Origin of the sequence: Pseudomonas zeae, from assembly GCF_014268485.2 — a bacterium.
In the GTDB taxonomy this organism is placed as follows: Bacteria; Pseudomonadota; Gammaproteobacteria; order Pseudomonadales; family Pseudomonadaceae; genus Aquipseudomonas; species Aquipseudomonas neuropathica.
Genome location: NZ_CP077090.1, coordinates 2,558,631 through 2,575,295, shown reverse-complemented (window position 1 = coordinate 2,575,295; position 16,665 = coordinate 2,558,631). Strand labels below are relative to the sequence as shown.

The 16,665-nt window shown below is 60.3% G+C and carries 11 protein-coding genes; 8 read left to right on the top strand and 3 right to left on the bottom strand.

Annotation, left to right across the window (positions count from 1 at the left end):
- Positions 1-104: 104 nt before the first annotated feature.
- Genes HU754_RS11305 through HU754_RS11295 form a run of 3 tightly spaced genes read right to left on the bottom strand, consistent with a single transcriptional unit; the run spans position 105 to position 3,264 of the window.
- On the bottom strand, positions 105-1,307 hold the full coding sequence (locus tag HU754_RS11305) for an HlyD family secretion protein (RefSeq protein WP_008082123.1): 1,203 nt from the start codon (positions 1,305-1,307) through the stop codon (positions 105-107).
- 15 nt (positions 1,308-1,322) lie between these two features.
- Positions 1,323-2,792 (bottom strand): efflux transporter outer membrane subunit, encoded by a 1,470-nt coding sequence (locus HU754_RS11300; protein ID WP_186622572.1) that lies wholly within the window; start codon positions 2,790-2,792, stop codon positions 1,323-1,325.
- Positions 2,782-3,264, bottom strand: a complete 483-nt coding sequence (locus HU754_RS11295) for a MarR family winged helix-turn-helix transcriptional regulator (protein ID WP_034154732.1) — start codon at positions 3,262-3,264, stop codon at positions 2,782-2,784. The genes HU754_RS11300 and HU754_RS11295 overlap by 11 nt, the downstream gene beginning before the upstream one ends.
- 221 nt (positions 3,265-3,485) lie before the next feature.
- Between HU754_RS11295 and HU754_RS11290 the strand changes: the two genes are divergently transcribed.
- The 8 genes from HU754_RS11290 to HU754_RS11255 all read left to right on the top strand — a co-directional run bounded on the left by HU754_RS11290 (position 3,486) and on the right by HU754_RS11255 (position 16,506).
- Positions 3,486-4,454 (top strand): fimbrial protein, encoded by a 969-nt coding sequence (locus tag HU754_RS11290; RefSeq protein ID WP_186622573.1) that lies wholly within the window; start codon positions 3,486-3,488, stop codon positions 4,452-4,454.
- A gap of 55 nt (positions 4,455-4,509) precedes the next feature.
- Entirely contained in the window at positions 4,510-7,323 is a 2,814-nt protein-coding gene (locus HU754_RS11285) for an ATP-binding protein (RefSeq protein WP_186622574.1), read from the top strand.
- Complete coding sequence (gene pvrR, locus HU754_RS11280) at positions 7,310-8,497, top strand: response regulator cyclic di-GMP phosphodiesterase PvrR (RefSeq protein ID WP_116030161.1); 1,188 nt, start codon at positions 7,310-7,312, stop codon at positions 8,495-8,497. Before HU754_RS11285 ends, pvrR begins: the two co-directional genes overlap by 14 nt.
- 87 nt (positions 8,498-8,584) lie before the next feature.
- Positions 8,585-11,746: a hybrid sensor histidine kinase/response regulator gene (locus tag HU754_RS11275; protein WP_186622576.1), complete on the top strand. Its 3,162-nt coding sequence runs from the start codon at positions 8,585-8,587 to the stop codon at positions 11,744-11,746.
- A 22-nt stretch (positions 11,747-11,768) separates the two neighbouring features.
- A complete protein-coding gene (locus HU754_RS11270) occupies positions 11,769-12,416 on the top strand; it encodes a response regulator (protein ID WP_122843759.1) in 648 nt (215 codons plus the stop codon).
- A 106-nt stretch (positions 12,417-12,522) separates the two neighbouring features.
- Positions 12,523-13,110 carry a fimbrial protein gene (locus tag HU754_RS11265; protein WP_116030164.1) on the top strand — a complete coding sequence of 196 codons (588 nt, stop codon included), beginning with the start codon at positions 12,523-12,525 and terminating at the stop codon, positions 13,108-13,110.
- Between the two features lie 74 nt (positions 13,111-13,184).
- Positions 13,185-13,931 carry a fimbrial biogenesis chaperone gene (locus HU754_RS11260; protein WP_116030165.1) on the top strand — a complete coding sequence of 249 codons (747 nt, stop codon included), beginning with the start codon at positions 13,185-13,187 and terminating at the stop codon, positions 13,929-13,931.
- An 85-nt stretch (positions 13,932-14,016) separates the two neighbouring features.
- Positions 14,017-16,506 (top strand): fimbria/pilus outer membrane usher protein, encoded by a 2,490-nt coding sequence (locus HU754_RS11255; protein ID WP_186622578.1) that lies wholly within the window; start codon positions 14,017-14,019, stop codon positions 16,504-16,506.
- Positions 16,507-16,665: the final 159 nt, after the last annotated feature.

The following is a 16,665-nucleotide window of genomic DNA, read 5'->3' as shown; positions in this document are numbered from 1 at the left end:
TGTGGGAGCGAGCCTGCTCGCGAAGGCGGCCTTTCAGACATTTAAATGCTGAATGACACACCGCTTTCGCGAGCAGGCTCGCTCCCACAGGGTCGGTGTCGGTATCAACGTTGTGCGGTTTTGCTGACCGCGGCGCTGTTGTCGTGGATCAGTTGCGCAATCATCGCGTCGGCTTCAGCCAGTTGGCGGTCGTAGACGTTGGTGCTGAACGACGCTTTCTGCGGCGGCTGCTGGGCCAATACCGGACCACTCTGGTCATGCAGGTTCACTTCAACGTTGGTCGACAGACCGACACGCAGCGGATGCTTGGCCAGTTCTTCGGCGTTGATGTGAATGCGCACCGGCACACGCTGCACGATCTTGATCCAGTTACCGGTGGCGTTCTGCGCTGGCAGCAGAGCAAACGCGCTACCGGTGCCGGCGCCGAGGCTGTCGACGGTGCCGCTGTATTTCACGTCGCTGCCGTAGATATCGGATTCGATATCGACCGGCTGACCGATGCGCATGTCACGCAGTTGGGTTTCTTTGAAGTTAGCGTCGATCCACAGCTGATCCAGCGGAATCACCGCCATCAACGCCGTGCCCGGCTGCACACGCTGACCGAGTTGCACGGTGCGCTTGGCCACGTAACCGGTGACCGGCGCAATCAGCGTGCTGCGCGCATTGGTCAGATACGCCTGACGCAGATCGGCAGCGGCCGACATCACGTCCGGATGCGACGACACCACGGTGTCATCAACCAAGGCGCTGGTGGTTTTCAGTTGCTGCTTGGCGTTGGCCAAGGCGTTTTGCGCCGAGGTCAGGTCGTCGCGAGCGTGGGACAGTTCTTCCTGGGAAATCGCCCCGCCCTGCGCCAGGTTCTTCCGGCGGTTGTAGTTGTCCTGGGCTTTCTGCACTTCGGCCTGTTGCGCGTTGACCTGGGCTTTCATGCCGTCAACGTTGCTGTACAGACCACGCACCTGACGCACGGTGCGCGCCAGTTTCGCCTGGGCACTTTGCAGGCCGACTTCGGCATCGTTCGGGTCGAAGTTGATCAGCACCTGACCTTCGTGAACCAGATCACCATCGTCAGCACCAATGCTGACCACGGTGCCAGTCACCAGCGGGGTGATTTCGACGACGTTGCCGTTGACGTAGGCGTCGTCGGTGCTTTCGTTAAAGCGCCCGATGAATTCGTGATACGCCCAGACGCCGGCGCAGGCGAGTGCAACCACAACGGCCAGCACCAGCAGCATCACTTTGCGTTTGCGCGGGTTGCCGGTGTCCGGGGTGTTGCCTTGAGCTTGGGTATTTTCGGCAGTGGCCATGACAAGTACCTTGAATTAGTTGTGCGGCGTGGCTGGGGTGGCGTTGGCTGCGGTCAGGGTGTCACCCTGGAAGCCGCCGCCCAGCGCTTGCATCAGTTGAATCGACAGGTCGATCTGCTCGGCATTGAGGTTGGCCAACTGACGCTGGGCCTGGAGCAATTGCTGTTCGATGCTGAGCACGTCCAGGTAGTTGCCGATGCCGGAACCGTAACGCTGGACGACGGTGTTGTAAGAATCCTGGGCAATGTCGGTGGCGTGCTGCTGCGCACCGATCTGCCGGCCGATGTCACGCAACTGGTTGATCGTGTCGATGACATCGCCCAGTGCTTTCACCAGACTTTTGTTGTACTGCGCCACCGCCAGGTCGTAGTCGGCGTCGCGCGCATCGAGGTTGGCGCGCAGGCGCCCGCCGTCGAAGATCGGCACCGAGATGGTCGGGGCAATGTTGAAGAAGCGACTGGCCGAACCGAACATCGCGTCACCCAACAAAGATTCGGCACCGGCCGAGGCCGACAGGTTCAAGTTGGGATAGAAGCGGGTTTTCGCCGAGTCGATGTCTTTGCTCGCGGCTTCTACGCGCCAGCGTGCAGCAACCAGATCGGGCCGACGACCGAGCAGTTCCGCCGGCAACACTGACGGCACGGCGACAGCGCTGGCTTGCAGGACTTTCGGGCGGGCAATTTCGTTGCCGCGATCCGGGCCTTTGCCGAGCAGCACGGCCAGGGCGATCTTGGCGCTGTTCAGGCGTTTTTCTGCGTCGATCAGGCTGGCTTCGGAACTGGCTTCCAGACTTTGTGTTTGCTGGAACTGGTACTGACTGTCGATCCCGGAACTCAGGCGACGCTGGCTCAAATCGAGCATCTGTTTGGTGCGCTTGAGGTCTTCGTTCGCCAGGTCATAAACGATGTGCGCCTGACCGAGATCGCTGTAGGCACGAGCGACATCGGCGGCAAGCGTCAACTGCGCAGCCTGACGATCAACTTCAGCGGCGCGGGCCTGACCGAGTGCAGCTTCCCAGGCATCACGCTGGCCGCCCCAGAGGTCGAAGTTGTAATTGAAACCGGCGCTGACGTTACGCACGGTGGCGTAGGCATCGCCCTGCCCTCGCGGGTCCTGATCCTTGGCCAGACGCGAACGGCTGATGCCGGCGCTGGCGTCGAGGGTCGGATAGCGTTCGGCGTCGGCGGCATACGCGGCGGCACTGGCCTGATGGGCGCGTGCTTCGGCGATTTGCATGTCCGGGCTGTCGTGCAGGGCTTCGCGGATCAAGCCGTCGAGTTGCGGATCGCCGAGGCTGGTCCACCAGTCGTTTTTCGGCCACGCGGCTGGCGACAGGGTCACGCCGTTGAGGGATTGGCTGGCGTTGAGGCTTTTCGCATCAAGGCTTTTGCCTTGAGTGTCGAGGCCGCTGTAGTTGGCGCAGCCGGCGAGGATCATCGCCGACAGCACCAGCGTCAGGCTGCTGCGCAAGGTTTTACCGCTCATTGTGTTCACCTAACCGCTGGATGGTGATCGGGTCACCGGCTGCCAGCAGAATTTTCTTGAGGATGTATTCCAGGGTCTTCAACTCGTCCGGAGTGACGGCGCCGGCCAGTTCATTCATTGCGTCGGCGCCGATGTGCGGCAGGCGATCGGCCAGTTGCTGGCCTTGCTCGGTCAGTTTCAGTTGCACCTGACGGCGATCGCCTTCGCTGCGCTGGCGAGCGAGAAAGTCTTTCTGCTCCAGACGATCGAGCATGCGCGTCATCGAACCGCTGTCGAGCGACAGATGCCGGCACAGCTCGGCCGGGGTATCGACGCCGAACTGGGCCATGATGATCAACACCTTGAACTGCGCGGCGGTGATGCCGTGGGGTTCCATGTGGGTGTCGATGATCCGGTCCTTGAGCAGCGCAGCACGGCCAAGCAACAGGCCGAGATGGCAGTGTTTGAATTCGTCCGGGGTGAAATGCTTCATTTGCTCACCTAATAACTGCCTAGGCAGTGAATGTATGTCGAGATGTTACTGCCTAGGCAGCGAATGTCAACGCAATAGTTAGGAGGCTTGGTAGTTAGTTGACCAGTGGAGTGGGTTTTTGTGTTGCATGGGCGACCGCATTCTAGGAATCGCCTGATGTCCAGGCTCGAGTGCCGTGGCTAACGTACGCCGCTCATCGGCCGACACGTAAAGCCCTACTAATGAAGCGTTTCAAACTCCACCGCCCGCTCCTGCTCTCTATCGCAGTCACTCTGTTTGCCTGCGCTTCGAACGCGATGGCCGGCAGTTGTGTGGTAGTCGACTCAAAACTCGACACGCTCAACTTCGGCGCCAGCCTGGCCAGTTCAACCCTGACCATTCCTGCCGACACACCCAATGGCACCGTGGTTTATCAGGACACCGTGCAGTCGACCGCTCACATCTGGAGCTGCTCAAAGACGTCCATGTTCGGCATTCTGATGAATCCGAAGTTAGGCACCGCCAGCGGTACGGAAACTCTTTTTCCGTTAGGCAAAAGCGGGCTTTCCTACCGGGTCTGGTTTGCCGCGCTAGACCGCTACCAATCAGCGCCGCAGGCCATCGCGCCCAACACCAGCTATGGCTTCGGTGCAAACTCGGTGCGCCTGGAAATCGTCAAGACCGGCGAGCTGGCGTCGAAAGTCAACATCGATGCGGGGTATCTGGGCAGCCTGCAGGACGATGATCTGATCCTGAAAAAACTCAACCTGATGAACCCCATCGTACTGAACGCCGCCTCCTGCGAGACACCTTCCGTCCCGGTGGCCATGGGCGACGATTATCAACTTCATGAATTTCGCGAAGCCGGCGCCAAGCCGCGCACGGTGCGCTTCGATATCGCCCTGAACCAATGCCAGACCGGCATCAAGAAAGTCACCTATTCGCTCAAGGCCAACACGCCAGTGATCGACGCGACCAAGGGCATCGTCGCACTGAATGCCGGGTCCACCGCCAAAGGCATCGGCCTGCAAGTGTTGAATGAAGCGGGCCAGCCGATCGCTTTCGACACGACCTACCCGTTCGATGCTTTCAACACCACCGGGCTCAACTTCAAGATCCCGTTGTCAGCCGCTTATTACCGCCTGGGCAATGAAGAACTCAGCGCGGGCAGCGCCAATACCGAAGTGACTTTCATCGTCAATTACTTGTGAAGTCTTTAAGAATCGTCTGATTTTCGCCGCCCCCGGCCACCCCTACTGTGCCGGCATGCGATTGAAGAATTACCTCCACCAGATCAGCCCGGTCCTGTCCACGCCCCATGCTGCGCGACGTTTGTTGCGCATTTTTGCGTGGGTGTTGCTGGTGGGCATCCTCGGTGGCGTGTACAGCTTTCTGCTGTTCACCTTCAACAATGAGATCTCCCAGCGGCGCAGCTACATGAGCAGCGCCATTGCCGAGGCGCATACGTTTTTCACTACGCGCGAGGCGCTGCTGGAAAGCCTGAGTTTGTCGGCGACTCGGCAGACTGCGTTAAGCGCGCCGCTGTCCGAAGAGGAAATTCGACTGTTGCTCGGACAACCCCCGGGCAAGCAATGGAGCATCTGGCTGACCCAGCGCATGCGCGACTACCTGCAGGCGCGCAAACTGAACCTGCTCTACGTCAGCAGCGGCGCCAAGGTGCAGGTCTGGCGTCTGTACAACACGACGCCCATGGCCGGCGATTTTCCGCGTGCGATGCTTGATCGCCTGGAAACCCTCAAGCGTGACAACACCAGCGCCCTCAAAGAAATCTGGCTGACCCACAATTCGCAAGGGCACTCGCAGCTGTACATTTTTATTCGTCTGGATGATCGCGACCTCGATTCCGGCTGGCTCGGTCTGGAAATGGACGACCGCGAAGTCTCCAGCGCATTGAGCGACCATAGCGCCGGCGAGTTCACCATGTTCAACTCGCAAGGCATGCCACTCTTCAGCAACAGCCACAAGCCGCCGCCCGGGCAGGATCTGCCGCTGTTGCGCCAACAGGATTTCTTCGGCTTCGTCGGAGACGGCTGGCTGCCCGAGCAATTGGTGTTGCGCAAACAGCTGAAATCGTCGGACTGGCAGTTGACCTATTCCATCAACTTGCTCGCAGTGTTGTGGGCGTTGTGGCCACAGATGCTTGGCGCGCTGGCCTTCTGCGTGGCCAGTATCAGCTTGGTCTGGCTGCTGATCCGGCGTCTGGAACATCGCTTCATCATGCCGACCCTGCAACGCATTCAAGCGTTGGTCGAAAGTGAGCTGTTCAGCCGCGACGTGATCCAGACCGCGCCAGTGGCGCTCTGCGTATTACGCCGCAGCGATGCTCAAGTGGTGCTGGAAAATACCCTCGCGCAGCAATGGCTGGGCGCCTGCAGCGAACAACTCGGCCCCGGCTGGATCCGGGCTGCATTCGCGGAAAACGCGCCATGCCTGACCGACTACTTCGAGACCGCCGACGGTCGCCACCTGTACCTGAGCTGCGCGCCGACCCGCTACAAGGGCGAAGACGTGTTGCTTTGCGCCTTCAGCGACATCAGCGCACGCCGACAGATCGAAGCGGCGCTGGAGCAGGCGCGCCAGTCGGCCGATGCCGCCAACGAAGCGAAAACCCTGTTTCTGGCGACCATGAGCCACGAAATCCGCACGCCGCTGTATGGCGTGCTCGGCACTCTGGAGTTGCTCGCTCGGACCCGGCTCGACGCTCAGCAGAAAGGTTACTTGCGAGCGATCGAAGGATCGTCGGCGACCCTGCTGCAATTGATCTGCGACGTGCTCGATGTGTCGAAAATCGAGGCCGGGCAATTGGCGCTGGAACTGAGTGATTTTTCCGTCGTGGCGCTCGCCCAAGAAGCCGTTCAAGGATACGCGGCGGCGGCACAGAGCAAAGGCTTGCAGCTGTACGCCTGCTTTGACCCGCAATTGCCCGACAGCTTGATCGGCGATGTCAGTCGCTTACGGCAGATCCTCAATAATCTGTTGAGTAACGCGGTCAAATTCACCGATTCCGGGCGCGTGGTGTTGCGGGTCAAAGTGCTGACCCGCGAAGGCGAACGCGTTTGCGTGCAATGGCAGGTCTCGGACACCGGGCGCGGGATTGCCCACGCGGATCAGGCCTTCATCTTCGAACCGTTCTACCAGACCCAAGGCAACAGCCATGAGGTTGCCGGTACCGGGCTGGGCCTGCCGATTTGCCTGCGCCTGACCCATCTGATGGATGGCACCCTGCGCATGGTCAGCGAGCCGGGGCTGGGCAGCAGTTTTTCCCTGACCTTGCCGCTGGAGCAGCGCTCGGGTAATGCGCAGCCTGAGGGCAAGGCGAAGCTCGCGGCCGATACCGTTTACGTGGTGTCGCCAGTGCGCGAGCTGGCCGAAAGCCTCGCTGGCTGGTTGCGCCGCTGGGGCGCTCTGCCGCATATCGGCGCACCGGCCAGCCACGACGGTGCCGACGATGGCGTGTTGCTTGAGTTGTGGCCTGCGCCGATGGAACAGCGCCGAGAACTGCGCTGGGCAGGGCCACGTATTCTGGCGAGCGGCGATGGCGCGTGGGAGTCGCTGAGCAAAGGCGACGGCTGGCTCGTCAACCTGAACGATCTGGCCGCGATCCGCCAGGCGGTGTGCCAAGCGCAGGGCGGTCCCGTCATCGAGCATCAACACCCCGCTCAAACCCAGGTGCTGGCGGCGTTACACCTGCACATCCTCGTCGCCGAAGACAATGCGATCAACCAACTGATCCTGCGTGACCAATTGCAGGAACTGGGCTGCACGGTGACGTTGGCCAGCGATGGCGAAGAAGCCTTGTCACTCTGGCAGGACGACAGCTTCGATGTCGTCCTGACTGACGTGAACATGCCACATCTCAACGGCTACGAACTGGCCAAGGCCCTGCGACACCTGGGCTGCACCACGCCGATCATCGGCGCCACCGCCAACGCCCTGCGCGGTGAAGAGGCGTTGTGCCTGGCCGCCGGCATGAATCACTGCCTGATCAAACCTTTCACGTTGCGAGCCTTGTCGACCGCACTGGCTCCCTACCAACGAGTCGCCGATGAAGTCCTCTAGCCTACTGATTGTCGAAGATCACCCATTTCAGCATCTGTACTTGCAGAACCTGTTCAATGCGCTGGGCGTGTTCGATCTGGAATTTGCCCGGGACGGCGAAGAAGCCCTGCACCGCCTGCAAAATCGCGAATTCGATCTGGTGCTTACCGATCTGTTGATGCCGGGCATGGACGGCGTGCAGTTCATTCAGGGCCTCGCGATGCAGAAATCGCGCCCGGCACTGGCGATCATGAGCGCCGCCTCGCGGCGCATGCTGATGGGTGCGAGCCTGGTGGCGAGCAATCTGCAGGTGAAGGTCATCGGGCTGATTTCCAAACCGGTCAACAGCGCGGCATTGCACTGCCTGATCGAGCAGTTGCAGGCGTTGCGTCAGGACGCGCCTGTTGCCGCGCATACCGGTATTGATCGGCAGAGCATTTTGCGCGCGCTGGACAACGGTGAGCTGCAAGCCTGGTTTCAACCCAAGAAGGCGCTGGACAATGGCCGCATCGTCGCCGCCGAAGCACTGGTGCGCTGGGTGCACCCCGAACATGGCATGTTGTTACCGGGGTTATTTCTGCCGGTGCTGATCGCCCACGACCTTGAAGAACATCTGCTCTGGCGCATGCTGGAACAGGCGATTGCCGCCCAGGCAATATGGCGCCAGCAAGGCTATGACATTCCGGTGTCGATCAATCTGCCCACGCACTTGCTCAACAGCCACGACCTGCCCGATCGCATCCTCGCCTTTGTCCTGCAACACAACGGTCTGCCGGCGCGGATCTGTTTCGAGCTGATGGAATGCTCGGTGCCCGACGACATCAGCAATTTCTACGCCGGAGCCTGTCGCTTGCGGATCAAGGGTTTCGGCTTGTCTCAGGATGATTTCGGCAAAGGCTACAGCGCCTACATGAACCTGGTGTCGGCGCCGTTTACCGAGCTGAAAATCGACCGTGCACTGGTCCAGGGTTGCAACAGCAACGCCGAACTGGCGCAAGCGCTGACCAGCATCGTCACCCTGGGTCGGCAACTGGGCCTGACGGTGGTGGCCGAAGGCGTGGAAACCGCGCAAGAACTTGCTCTGTTGCGTAAGATCGACTGCACTCAGGTTCAGGGTTTCCTGATTTCCCACGCAGTGTCTTCGGAGCAGTTCCAGCAGTTGCTCAGCCACGACGGCCCGGCGAATGTCTGGTGACCGGCACAATGCAGTGGACAATCACCACTTGCCATCGAGGCCATCCATGTTCACTCGCGTAATCACTTTCTTTGACCGGGCGTGTTGATGCCGCATCCCAATGCCTTGCTGGAAAAACTCGCCAGCAGTTCACTGCGCCTGAACAAGGGCTTGCTGATCCTCGGCGCGCTGGTTTTGCTGTTGCTGGGCATCAGCTATCTCGGCGTGCAGCGCATGGTCGAAGAACAGCGCGATACCATGCAGTTCCACTTCGCCCGGCTGATGGAAAACATTCGCGAGCAGGAAGCGTTTCTCGGCGATATCTCACGGGCCAGCGACAAGGGCGAGTACTTCCCGGAAACCGTGGCGCCGCCGGTGGTGCAAAAGCGTTTGCCCGAAGAAGGGCCGAACATTTATGAAGGCCGTGGGCTGCCGTTCTCGCTGCCATTCAGCGTCAAGATCGATCCCGAGCGAATCGCTCCCAGCCAACACCCCAAGGTGTTTGCCCTCGGCAGCTATCTGGCAGCGTATTACAGCGCCTTCTGGGCGGCCTCGCATTACCAGTCGCCGCAGGTGATCCTGCTCAACGGCCCGGACAATTTCGATATCGCCGTGCCCGCCGCCGGTCGTCTGCGAGGTGCGGGGCCAACGCAAATCAGCACCTTCGTCGAGATCATGACCCAGAAGAATCTGCAACGGCGCGCGCAGACTTCAGCGCAAGTGCAGTGGGCGCCCTACCCGTTCGCTGCGGACGACAACGTGACGCCGAGCCTGCTCGCTTATGTACGGATCAACCTGAGCAAACCGACGCTGACCATTGAAGGGGCGAATTCCTGGGTAGTGCTCGGCTCGCTGCTGAAGCTCTCGCAAGTCAACAATATCGAGCGTTTGATGAAATGGTCGATCTACGATGACTTCACCCTGATCACGCCCAGCGGCACAGTGTTGATCGGCGAACTCAAGCCTGATCGGGTGCTCAATGAAGGCGCAAACCTGACCCGCGACGGTCTGGTGTTCAAGCTGAGCAGCCCCGGTGAACGGCACTGGACGGCGATCTATGTGATCAGCGTGCAGAGTTTTCTCGATTACGCATTATGGCCATTGCTGTGTCTGCTGGGCTTGGTGCTGGTAGTGCTCGGCAGTGGCCGAGCGCTGAATCGCTGGTACGCGCAACGGGTGATTTTGCCCGCACAAAGTGCCCACGCAAGCATCGCCGAAAGTGAAGCGTTCAGCCGTGCGGTCATCGATACCGCACCGACCGGCCTGTGCGTGATCAGCCGTCGTGATCATCAGGTCTTGCTGGAAAACCAGCGCGCCCAGCAATGGCACGACACCCAGGAATTGATCAGCCTGCTCGAACAACAAGGCGCGACCGGCCATGGCCACGCGGAGCTTGAGATCGACGGCCGGCATTTGCACGTGGCCTTCATCGCCACCCGTTATCAGGGCCAGGACGCGTGGCTGTGTGCGCTGCACGATGTCACCCGCCATGTCGAAGATGCAGCGGCACTGGAAGTCGCCCGTCAGGCGGCCGATTCGGCCAATCAGGCAAAAAGCCGTTTTCTGGCAACCATGAGCCATGAAATCCGCACGCCGCTGTATGGCGTGCTCGGCACCCTGGAACTGCTTGGCCTGACCGATCTCGCGCCGCGTCAGCAGGCCTATCTGGAAACCATTCAGCGCTCGTCCGCCAGCCTGTTCAAACTGATCAGCGACGTGCTGGATGTGTCGAAAATCGAGGCCGGGCAGATGAACCTTGAGCTTCAGCCGTTCTGCCCGCTGGAGCTGACCGAAGACGTGGTGCGCAGCTACGGCGCGTTTGCCCGAGGCAAAGGTCTGCAACTGTACGCCTGCATTGATGCGGCATTGCCGGATCAACTGCTCGGTGATGCGCAACGCATTCGCCAGATCCTCAACAACCTGCTGAGCAACGCGATCAAGTTCACCGATAACGGGCGCGTTGTGGTGCGCGTTGTGGTGCTGCAAAGCACTGGCGGCCGCGCCGAGGTGCAGTGGCAGGTCAGCGATTCCGGCGTGGGTATTTCCCAGGCACAGCAAGAGCAATTGTTCGACCCTTTCTATCAAGTCAATGAAGCCGATAGTCATGCCGGTGCGGGTCTCGGTCTGGCCATTTGCAAATGGCTGTGCGAGTTGATGCATGGCGAGTTGAATGTGGTCAGCGAACCGGGCCTGGGCAGTCGCTTCAACCTGCAACTGGCGCTGGATTGCGCGCCGGGCAGGCTCGCCGATTGCCCGGCCTTCGAGGCCGGCAGCGCCGCCGTTTACGTGCGCGCACCGGTCGCCGAACTGGCGCAGCATCTGCTCGGCTGGCTGCACCGCTTTGGTCTGGATTGCCGTCTGGTGACGCACGAGTTGCCGTCGTCTTCCGCGCTGCTGGTGGATCTTGCGCCGCTGACCCACGCCACGGTTTTCGATGGCCAGCGAATCGTCGCAATACCGGGCGGCCCCAACCCGGCACAGATCAGCGGCAGCGGCTGGCAGGTCGATGCCGACGATGTGCGCGCGATTGGCTGGGCGATCGCGCTGGCAAGGCACGACGCCCATCAGCGGCGCGTACCCTCGCAGCAGGAAAATACCCGAGCACTGAACCTGCGCGTGCTGGTGGCCGAGGATAATGTGATCAACGCAGCGGTCATCCAGGAACAACTGGAGGCACTAGGCTGCTCGGTGGTTGTCACTACCAACGGCGAACAGGCGCTGGAGCGATGGGCGCCGGGGCGCTTCGATATGCTGCTGACCGACGTCAACATGCCGATCATGAACGGCTATGAGCTGACCACAGCCTTGCGCGAACAGGATGCAACGCTGCCGATCATCGGTGTTACCGCCAACGCCTTGCGCGAAGAAGGCGAACGCTGCGCCGCTGTGGGTATGAACGCATGGATGGTCAAACCGCTGAACCTGGCGACGCTGCGCGCGCAACTGCAAAGCCACTGCCAGATTCCGATCGCGCAGGTCGCTGACATCCCGCCAGCGCTATCGCCGAAGATGCGCGAGCTGTTTGTCTCGACACTGCACAAGGATATTCAGACCACCCTCAGCGCGCTGGATGCCGCCGACGCCAACAGCGTCGCGCAGCAACTGCACAGCATGGCCGGTGCGTTGGGTGCGGTGCAGGTCGAGGCGCTGGCCCAAGCTTTCGTTGCACTGGAATGCCGCCTGACCGGCATGTCGGTGACTCCCGCGCTGGCCGTAGAGGTTCGTCAACAACTGGCGCGCCTGACTGACCTGCTCGACGCCCTTGAATAATTTCACTCTGGATAAAGCACTCATGGAAACCTTCAACGTTGTCATCGCCGATGATCATCCCATCGTCCTGCTGGGGGTGCGGGAACTGGTCGAGCGCGACCGGCGCTTCAGCGTAGTCGGCGAGGCAGTGTGTTCCGATGGTTTGATCAAGCTGCTGAGGTCACAACCGGTGGATCTGCTGATCACCGACTTCAACATGCCCGGTGACTCGCCCTACGGTGATGGCCTGAAACTGGTGGAGTACGTGACCCGACACTTTCCCGCAGTGCGGGTGCTGGTGCTGACCATGATTTCCAACCCGTTGATCCTGACCCGCCTGCAAGAACTCGGCGTACTTGCAGTCATTCAGAAAAGCCAGTTGCACGTTGAAATAGAAGTGGCGCTCAAAGCCATCGCCAAGGGCAAGCGCATAAGCGGCCATCGAACGACGCCGACTTCGGTGCTGGACGATGGCGCCGATCTCGATGAACGTTTCTCCCGTCTATCGCCCAAGGAACATGAAATCCTGCGCTTGTTTGTTCAGGGGCAAGGCGTCAATGAAATCGCCCGAGGTCTGAATCGAAGTGCAAAGACAATCAGCACGCAGAAGATTTCGGCCATGCGCAAACTGGATGTCAGCAGTGATCAGGAGCTGCTGACTTACTGCATCGAACGCAACTTGTTCAATTGACAGACTGTTGCCCCTCGCAACTTGCTGGTTTCTAGGGATTGTCTGATGTTGCAGCGCCCAACCGGGTTTTATCGTGTTGTCTTTACCCCACCAATGGAAAAGCAACATGAAAAAGCTGTCTCGCACGCTTCTCGCCCTGTCGATCTTCGCTGCCGCTAATGTCCTGGCGGCCGATCCGGTTGTGCCTACCAAGGCTGGCAGCGGCACCATCAACTTCACCGGCACCATCAACAACGATGCCTGCTCGGTCGAAGGCGCCGGCAAGGACAAGACCATTTCGGTGAACATGGGCGAAGTGTCGATCAAGGACATGGGCACCGCCACCGCGCCAAAAGGCAACGGCACGCTGAGCGTCGAGAACTTCGACATGAAGATCAACTGCAACGCTGGCACCAAAGTGGCAATGATCTTCGAACCAACCAAGGGCGCAGGCTCGGGTATCGAAACCGGCACCAAGGTCTTGAAACTGATCGACGGCCTGGGCTCGGCAAAAGGTATCGGTATCGCCTTGCTTGATGCCAACGGTGCAGTAATCGACCTGACTTCGCCGACTACCGCGCGCATCGAAAACACCCTGCAGGACAGCAACACCACGCTGAAATTCTCGGCCGCCTACGTGACCACCGTCGATCCGAAACTGGCCGTTGCCGGCCGTGGCGACGCGACCCTGCCGTTCACCCTGCAATACGAATAAATCGCGCGATTCATCGAGCACTGTGCGGGGCCGAACGGTCCCGCACTTTCTTTCACTCTGCGCGGTAATTCTTCATGTTTTTACGTCCTTCCCTGTCCCTTTGCGTCGGCCTTCTGGGCCTGCTCGCCGTCAATCAGGCCATGGCTGGCATTTCCCTGAGCAGCACTCGACTGATATTCGACGGCAAGCACAAAGAAGCCGGCATCACCGTGCGCAACAGCGGTGCAGACGTGTTGATTCAGTCCTGGGTCGATACCGACAGCGACGAAGCCTCTGTGCCCTTTGCCGTCACTCCACCGCTGGTGCGCGTCAGCGACGGAGAACAACAGATTCTGCGGGTCATCTACGAAGGCACCGGTATGCCCAAAGACCGCGAGTCGGTGGTGTGGTTGAACGTGCAGGAGATCCCGCAGTCGGCGAAAACCGCGAACACCCTGCAACTGGCGGTGCGCCAACGGATCAAGGTGTTCTTCCGCCCTGGCGGCCTGAACAACAACGCTTATCAGGCCCCGACCGAGCTGACCTGGCGACTGACCGAGCGCGCCGGCAAGAGCGTACTGGTGGTGAGTAATCCCGGGGTTTATCACGTCTCGATTGCCGACATCACTGTGCAATCCGGCGCCACACGCGAGCATCCGTTCGACTCGATGATGATCGCCCCTGGCGAAGAAAAAGAGTTTGTTCTCAAACAACTTCACACGGCAGGTTCCCCGCGCCTGTTGTTCAGCAGCATCAACGACTACGGCGCCAGAGACCGTTATGTCGCGCAACTTTCCGGCAGCGCCGCAGTAAGCGCCAGCCTGGATAAAGAATCGCCATGACTCGCGTGCTGCTTTAACAGCCGCACTTTCACTGTATTTCTCTTCGCTCCGTTAGTTCGTATCGGAGGTGATATAGGGTTCCTGCATGTTTTTATTCAAGCGCGATGGCCTGGCACCGTTTTCGGTTGCTCTGGTCTTCAGCACAACCTGTCTGGCTGACGCCGAAGAGCAATTCAATACCTCGTTTCTGCAAGGCGCGACGTCTGCCATCGACCTGCAATCGCTGCTCGCCGGCAGCCGCGTGCTCCCCGGCACTTACCGGGTCGATCTGTATGGCAACGATATGCTGGTGGGCCGCCGCGATATCGCCTTTCGGCGTCTCCCCGACAGTCACAAGGTCCAAGCCTGTCTGACTCTGGACATGCTCAAGCAACTGGGCGTGGATATTGGCAAGCTGCAAGCCAGCGGCAAACTCGACGTCGCCGATGCGGATGCCTGCCTCGACCTGCCCGCGCTGATCGATCATGCCACCGTGCGCTATGACGTGCCGCGCCTGCGTTTGCTGGTCAGCGTGCCGCAAAGTGCCATGGAGCGTGGCCGCCGTGGTTATGTCGATCCGGCGCTGTGGGACGAAGGCGTACCCGCAGCGTTCATCAATTATCAGGTGAGCAGCAACCGCAACAGCACCGATGCCCAGACCACGATTGCCAATAACGTCGGCCTGCGCAACGGCATAAACCTTGGCGGCTGGCGCCTGCGTAACGAGTCGAACTTCAACAGCAGCACCGGCCAGCCAAGTACGTTCAAGAGCAACCGCAGCTACCTGCAACATGACGTCACCGCGCTGAAGGGCCAGTTCAGTGCCGGGGATATTTTCTCCGACGCCGACCTGTTCGACAGCGTGCGTTATCGCGGCCTGAAACTGGCCTCCGACGACGGCATGCGCGCCGACAGTGAGCGCGGCTATGCGCCGGTGATTCGCGGCATTGCGCAATCCAGCGCCACGGTAGAGATTCGCCAGAACAATTACATTCTGTACACCGCCAACGTACCGCCCGGGCCGTTCGAGATCAGCGACATTTACCCCAGCGGCTCCAACGGCGATCTGGAAATCACCGTAATCGAAGCCGATGGCCGGCGCCGGGTCACGGTGCAGGCTTTTTCAAGCCTGCCGATCATGGTGCGCGAAGGCCAGTTGAAGTACAGCGTTTCGGCGGGCCGCTACAACAGCAACAGCGATGACCAGCAAACGCCGGAATTTATCAGCAGCACCGTGGCTTATGGCGTCAGCAGTAACCTGTCGGCGATTGTCGGCACTCAGGCCACCGAGGATTTTCAGGCACTGTCGATCGGCGCCGGTCGCAACACTGCCATCGGGGCGATCTCGCTCGATCTGACCCACTCCAGCAGTCGCACCTTCGGCCAGACGCTCAAGGGCAACAGCCTGCGCGCGTTGTACGCCAAGACCTTTACCGGTACTGACACCAACTTCACCCTCGCCGCTTATCGCTATTCGACCGAGGGCTATCGCACCTTGAGCGAACACGTCGAAGAGCTAAGCCGTGAGGGTGAGCAGCGTAGCGGCAACTCGAAAACCCGCACCGACCTCACTGTCAACCAGAGCCTGGGGCGCAATCAGCAGTTCGGCAGCATCTACCTCAACGCCAGTGATCAGCGCTATTGGGGCCGCGGCGGTTCGCAGAGCCTGTCGGCCGGTTACAGCAATTATTGGGCTGACGTCAGCTACAACCTCAGCGCGACTTACACCAAGGATGTCGGCAACTACGGCCCGGCGAACAACGACACTTTGTTCAATCTCTCAGTGTCGTTTCCGCTGGGCTCAAAGCCCCGCGCGCCGCGAGCGTTCGTTTCGGCCAGCACGCAGAAAGATGACAGCAGCACCCAGGTCGGCATCAACGGTTACCTGTCCGAAGACAGCGACACCTATTACTCAGTGCAGGGAGGCAACAGTCGCACCGGCGGCAGTACGGGGTCGGCCAACCTCAGCACGCGAACCCCAGTGATGGACATCAGCGCCGGCTACAGTCAGGGCCGTGGCTACAACTCGCAGAGTCTCAACGTGGCCGGATCGATTGTCGGCCACGCGGGCGGGATCAACCTGGGGCAGACCGTCGGTGAGACTTTTGCGCTGGCGCAGGTCGACGGTGTCAAAGACGTGAAGATTGCCAGTTTCTCGGGCGCGAAAACCGCCGGTAATGGATTCGCTGTGGTGTCCAATGCGCAGCCGTATCGGGTCAACTGGATCAGCCTCGACACCCGCGACCTGGGCGGCGACTTTGAAATTGAAAACGCCACCCAGCAAGTGGTACCGCGCCGTGGTGCCGTGGTGCTAGCGCGCTACGCGAGCAAAACCGGACGCCGGGTGCAGTTTTCTCTGTTCGACGCGCACCACCAGCCGATCCCGTTTGGCGCCGCACTGGAGGACGCCGCCGGCAAACAACTGGCGATCTCCGACCCGAGCGGCAAGGCGCTGGCACTGGTCGCGGACGACGCCGGCACCCTTATCATCAAATGGCAGGGCCAGCATTGTGAAGCACCGTATGCGCTGCCCGAACGTGATAACGCGTTGAACTACGAGCGCGCATCCCTGGTATGTCGTCCGGATCAAAACTAGGAGCGAGCCTGTTCGCAAAGACGCCGTCAGCCGCACGATTTCTGCCGGCCTTAAAGCCGCCTTCGCGAACAAGCTCGCTCCCACAGCGAAACGCATTCCAAATGTGGGAGCGAGCCTGCTCGCGAAGGCCGCGCCTCGGTTCAAATAACCAGTTACAGT

Excerpts from the sequence above, each read along its gene's own strand:
- HU754_RS11260 (WP_116030165.1), top strand. The coding sequence starts at position 13,185 with ATGTTTTTACGTCCTTCCCTGTCCCTTTGCGTCGGCCTTCTGGGCCTG.
- HU754_RS11255 (WP_186622578.1), top strand. The coding sequence starts at position 14,017 with ATGTTTTTATTCAAGCGCGATGGCCTGGCACCGTTTTCGGTTGCTCTG.
- HU754_RS11290 (WP_186622573.1), top strand. The coding sequence starts at position 3,486 with ATGAAGCGTTTCAAACTCCACCGCCCGCTCCTGCTCTCTATCGCAGTC.
- HU754_RS11285 (WP_186622574.1), top strand. The coding sequence starts at position 4,510 with ATGCGATTGAAGAATTACCTCCACCAGATCAGCCCGGTCCTGTCCACG.
- HU754_RS11305 (WP_008082123.1), bottom strand. The coding sequence starts at position 1,307 with ATGGCCACTGCCGAAAATACCCAAGCTCAAGGCAACACCCCGGACACC.
- HU754_RS11270 (WP_122843759.1), top strand. The coding sequence starts at position 11,769 with ATGGAAACCTTCAACGTTGTCATCGCCGATGATCATCCCATCGTCCTG.
- HU754_RS11295 (WP_034154732.1), bottom strand. The coding sequence starts at position 3,264 with ATGAAGCATTTCACCCCGGACGAATTCAAACACTGCCATCTCGGCCTG.
- HU754_RS11265 (WP_116030164.1), top strand. The coding sequence starts at position 12,523 with ATGAAAAAGCTGTCTCGCACGCTTCTCGCCCTGTCGATCTTCGCTGCC.
- pvrR (WP_116030161.1), top strand. The coding sequence starts at position 7,310 with ATGAAGTCCTCTAGCCTACTGATTGTCGAAGATCACCCATTTCAGCAT.
- HU754_RS11300 (WP_186622572.1), bottom strand. The coding sequence starts at position 2,792 with ATGAGCGGTAAAACCTTGCGCAGCAGCCTGACGCTGGTGCTGTCGGCG.
- HU754_RS11275 (WP_186622576.1), top strand. The coding sequence starts at position 8,585 with ATGCCGCATCCCAATGCCTTGCTGGAAAAACTCGCCAGCAGTTCACTG.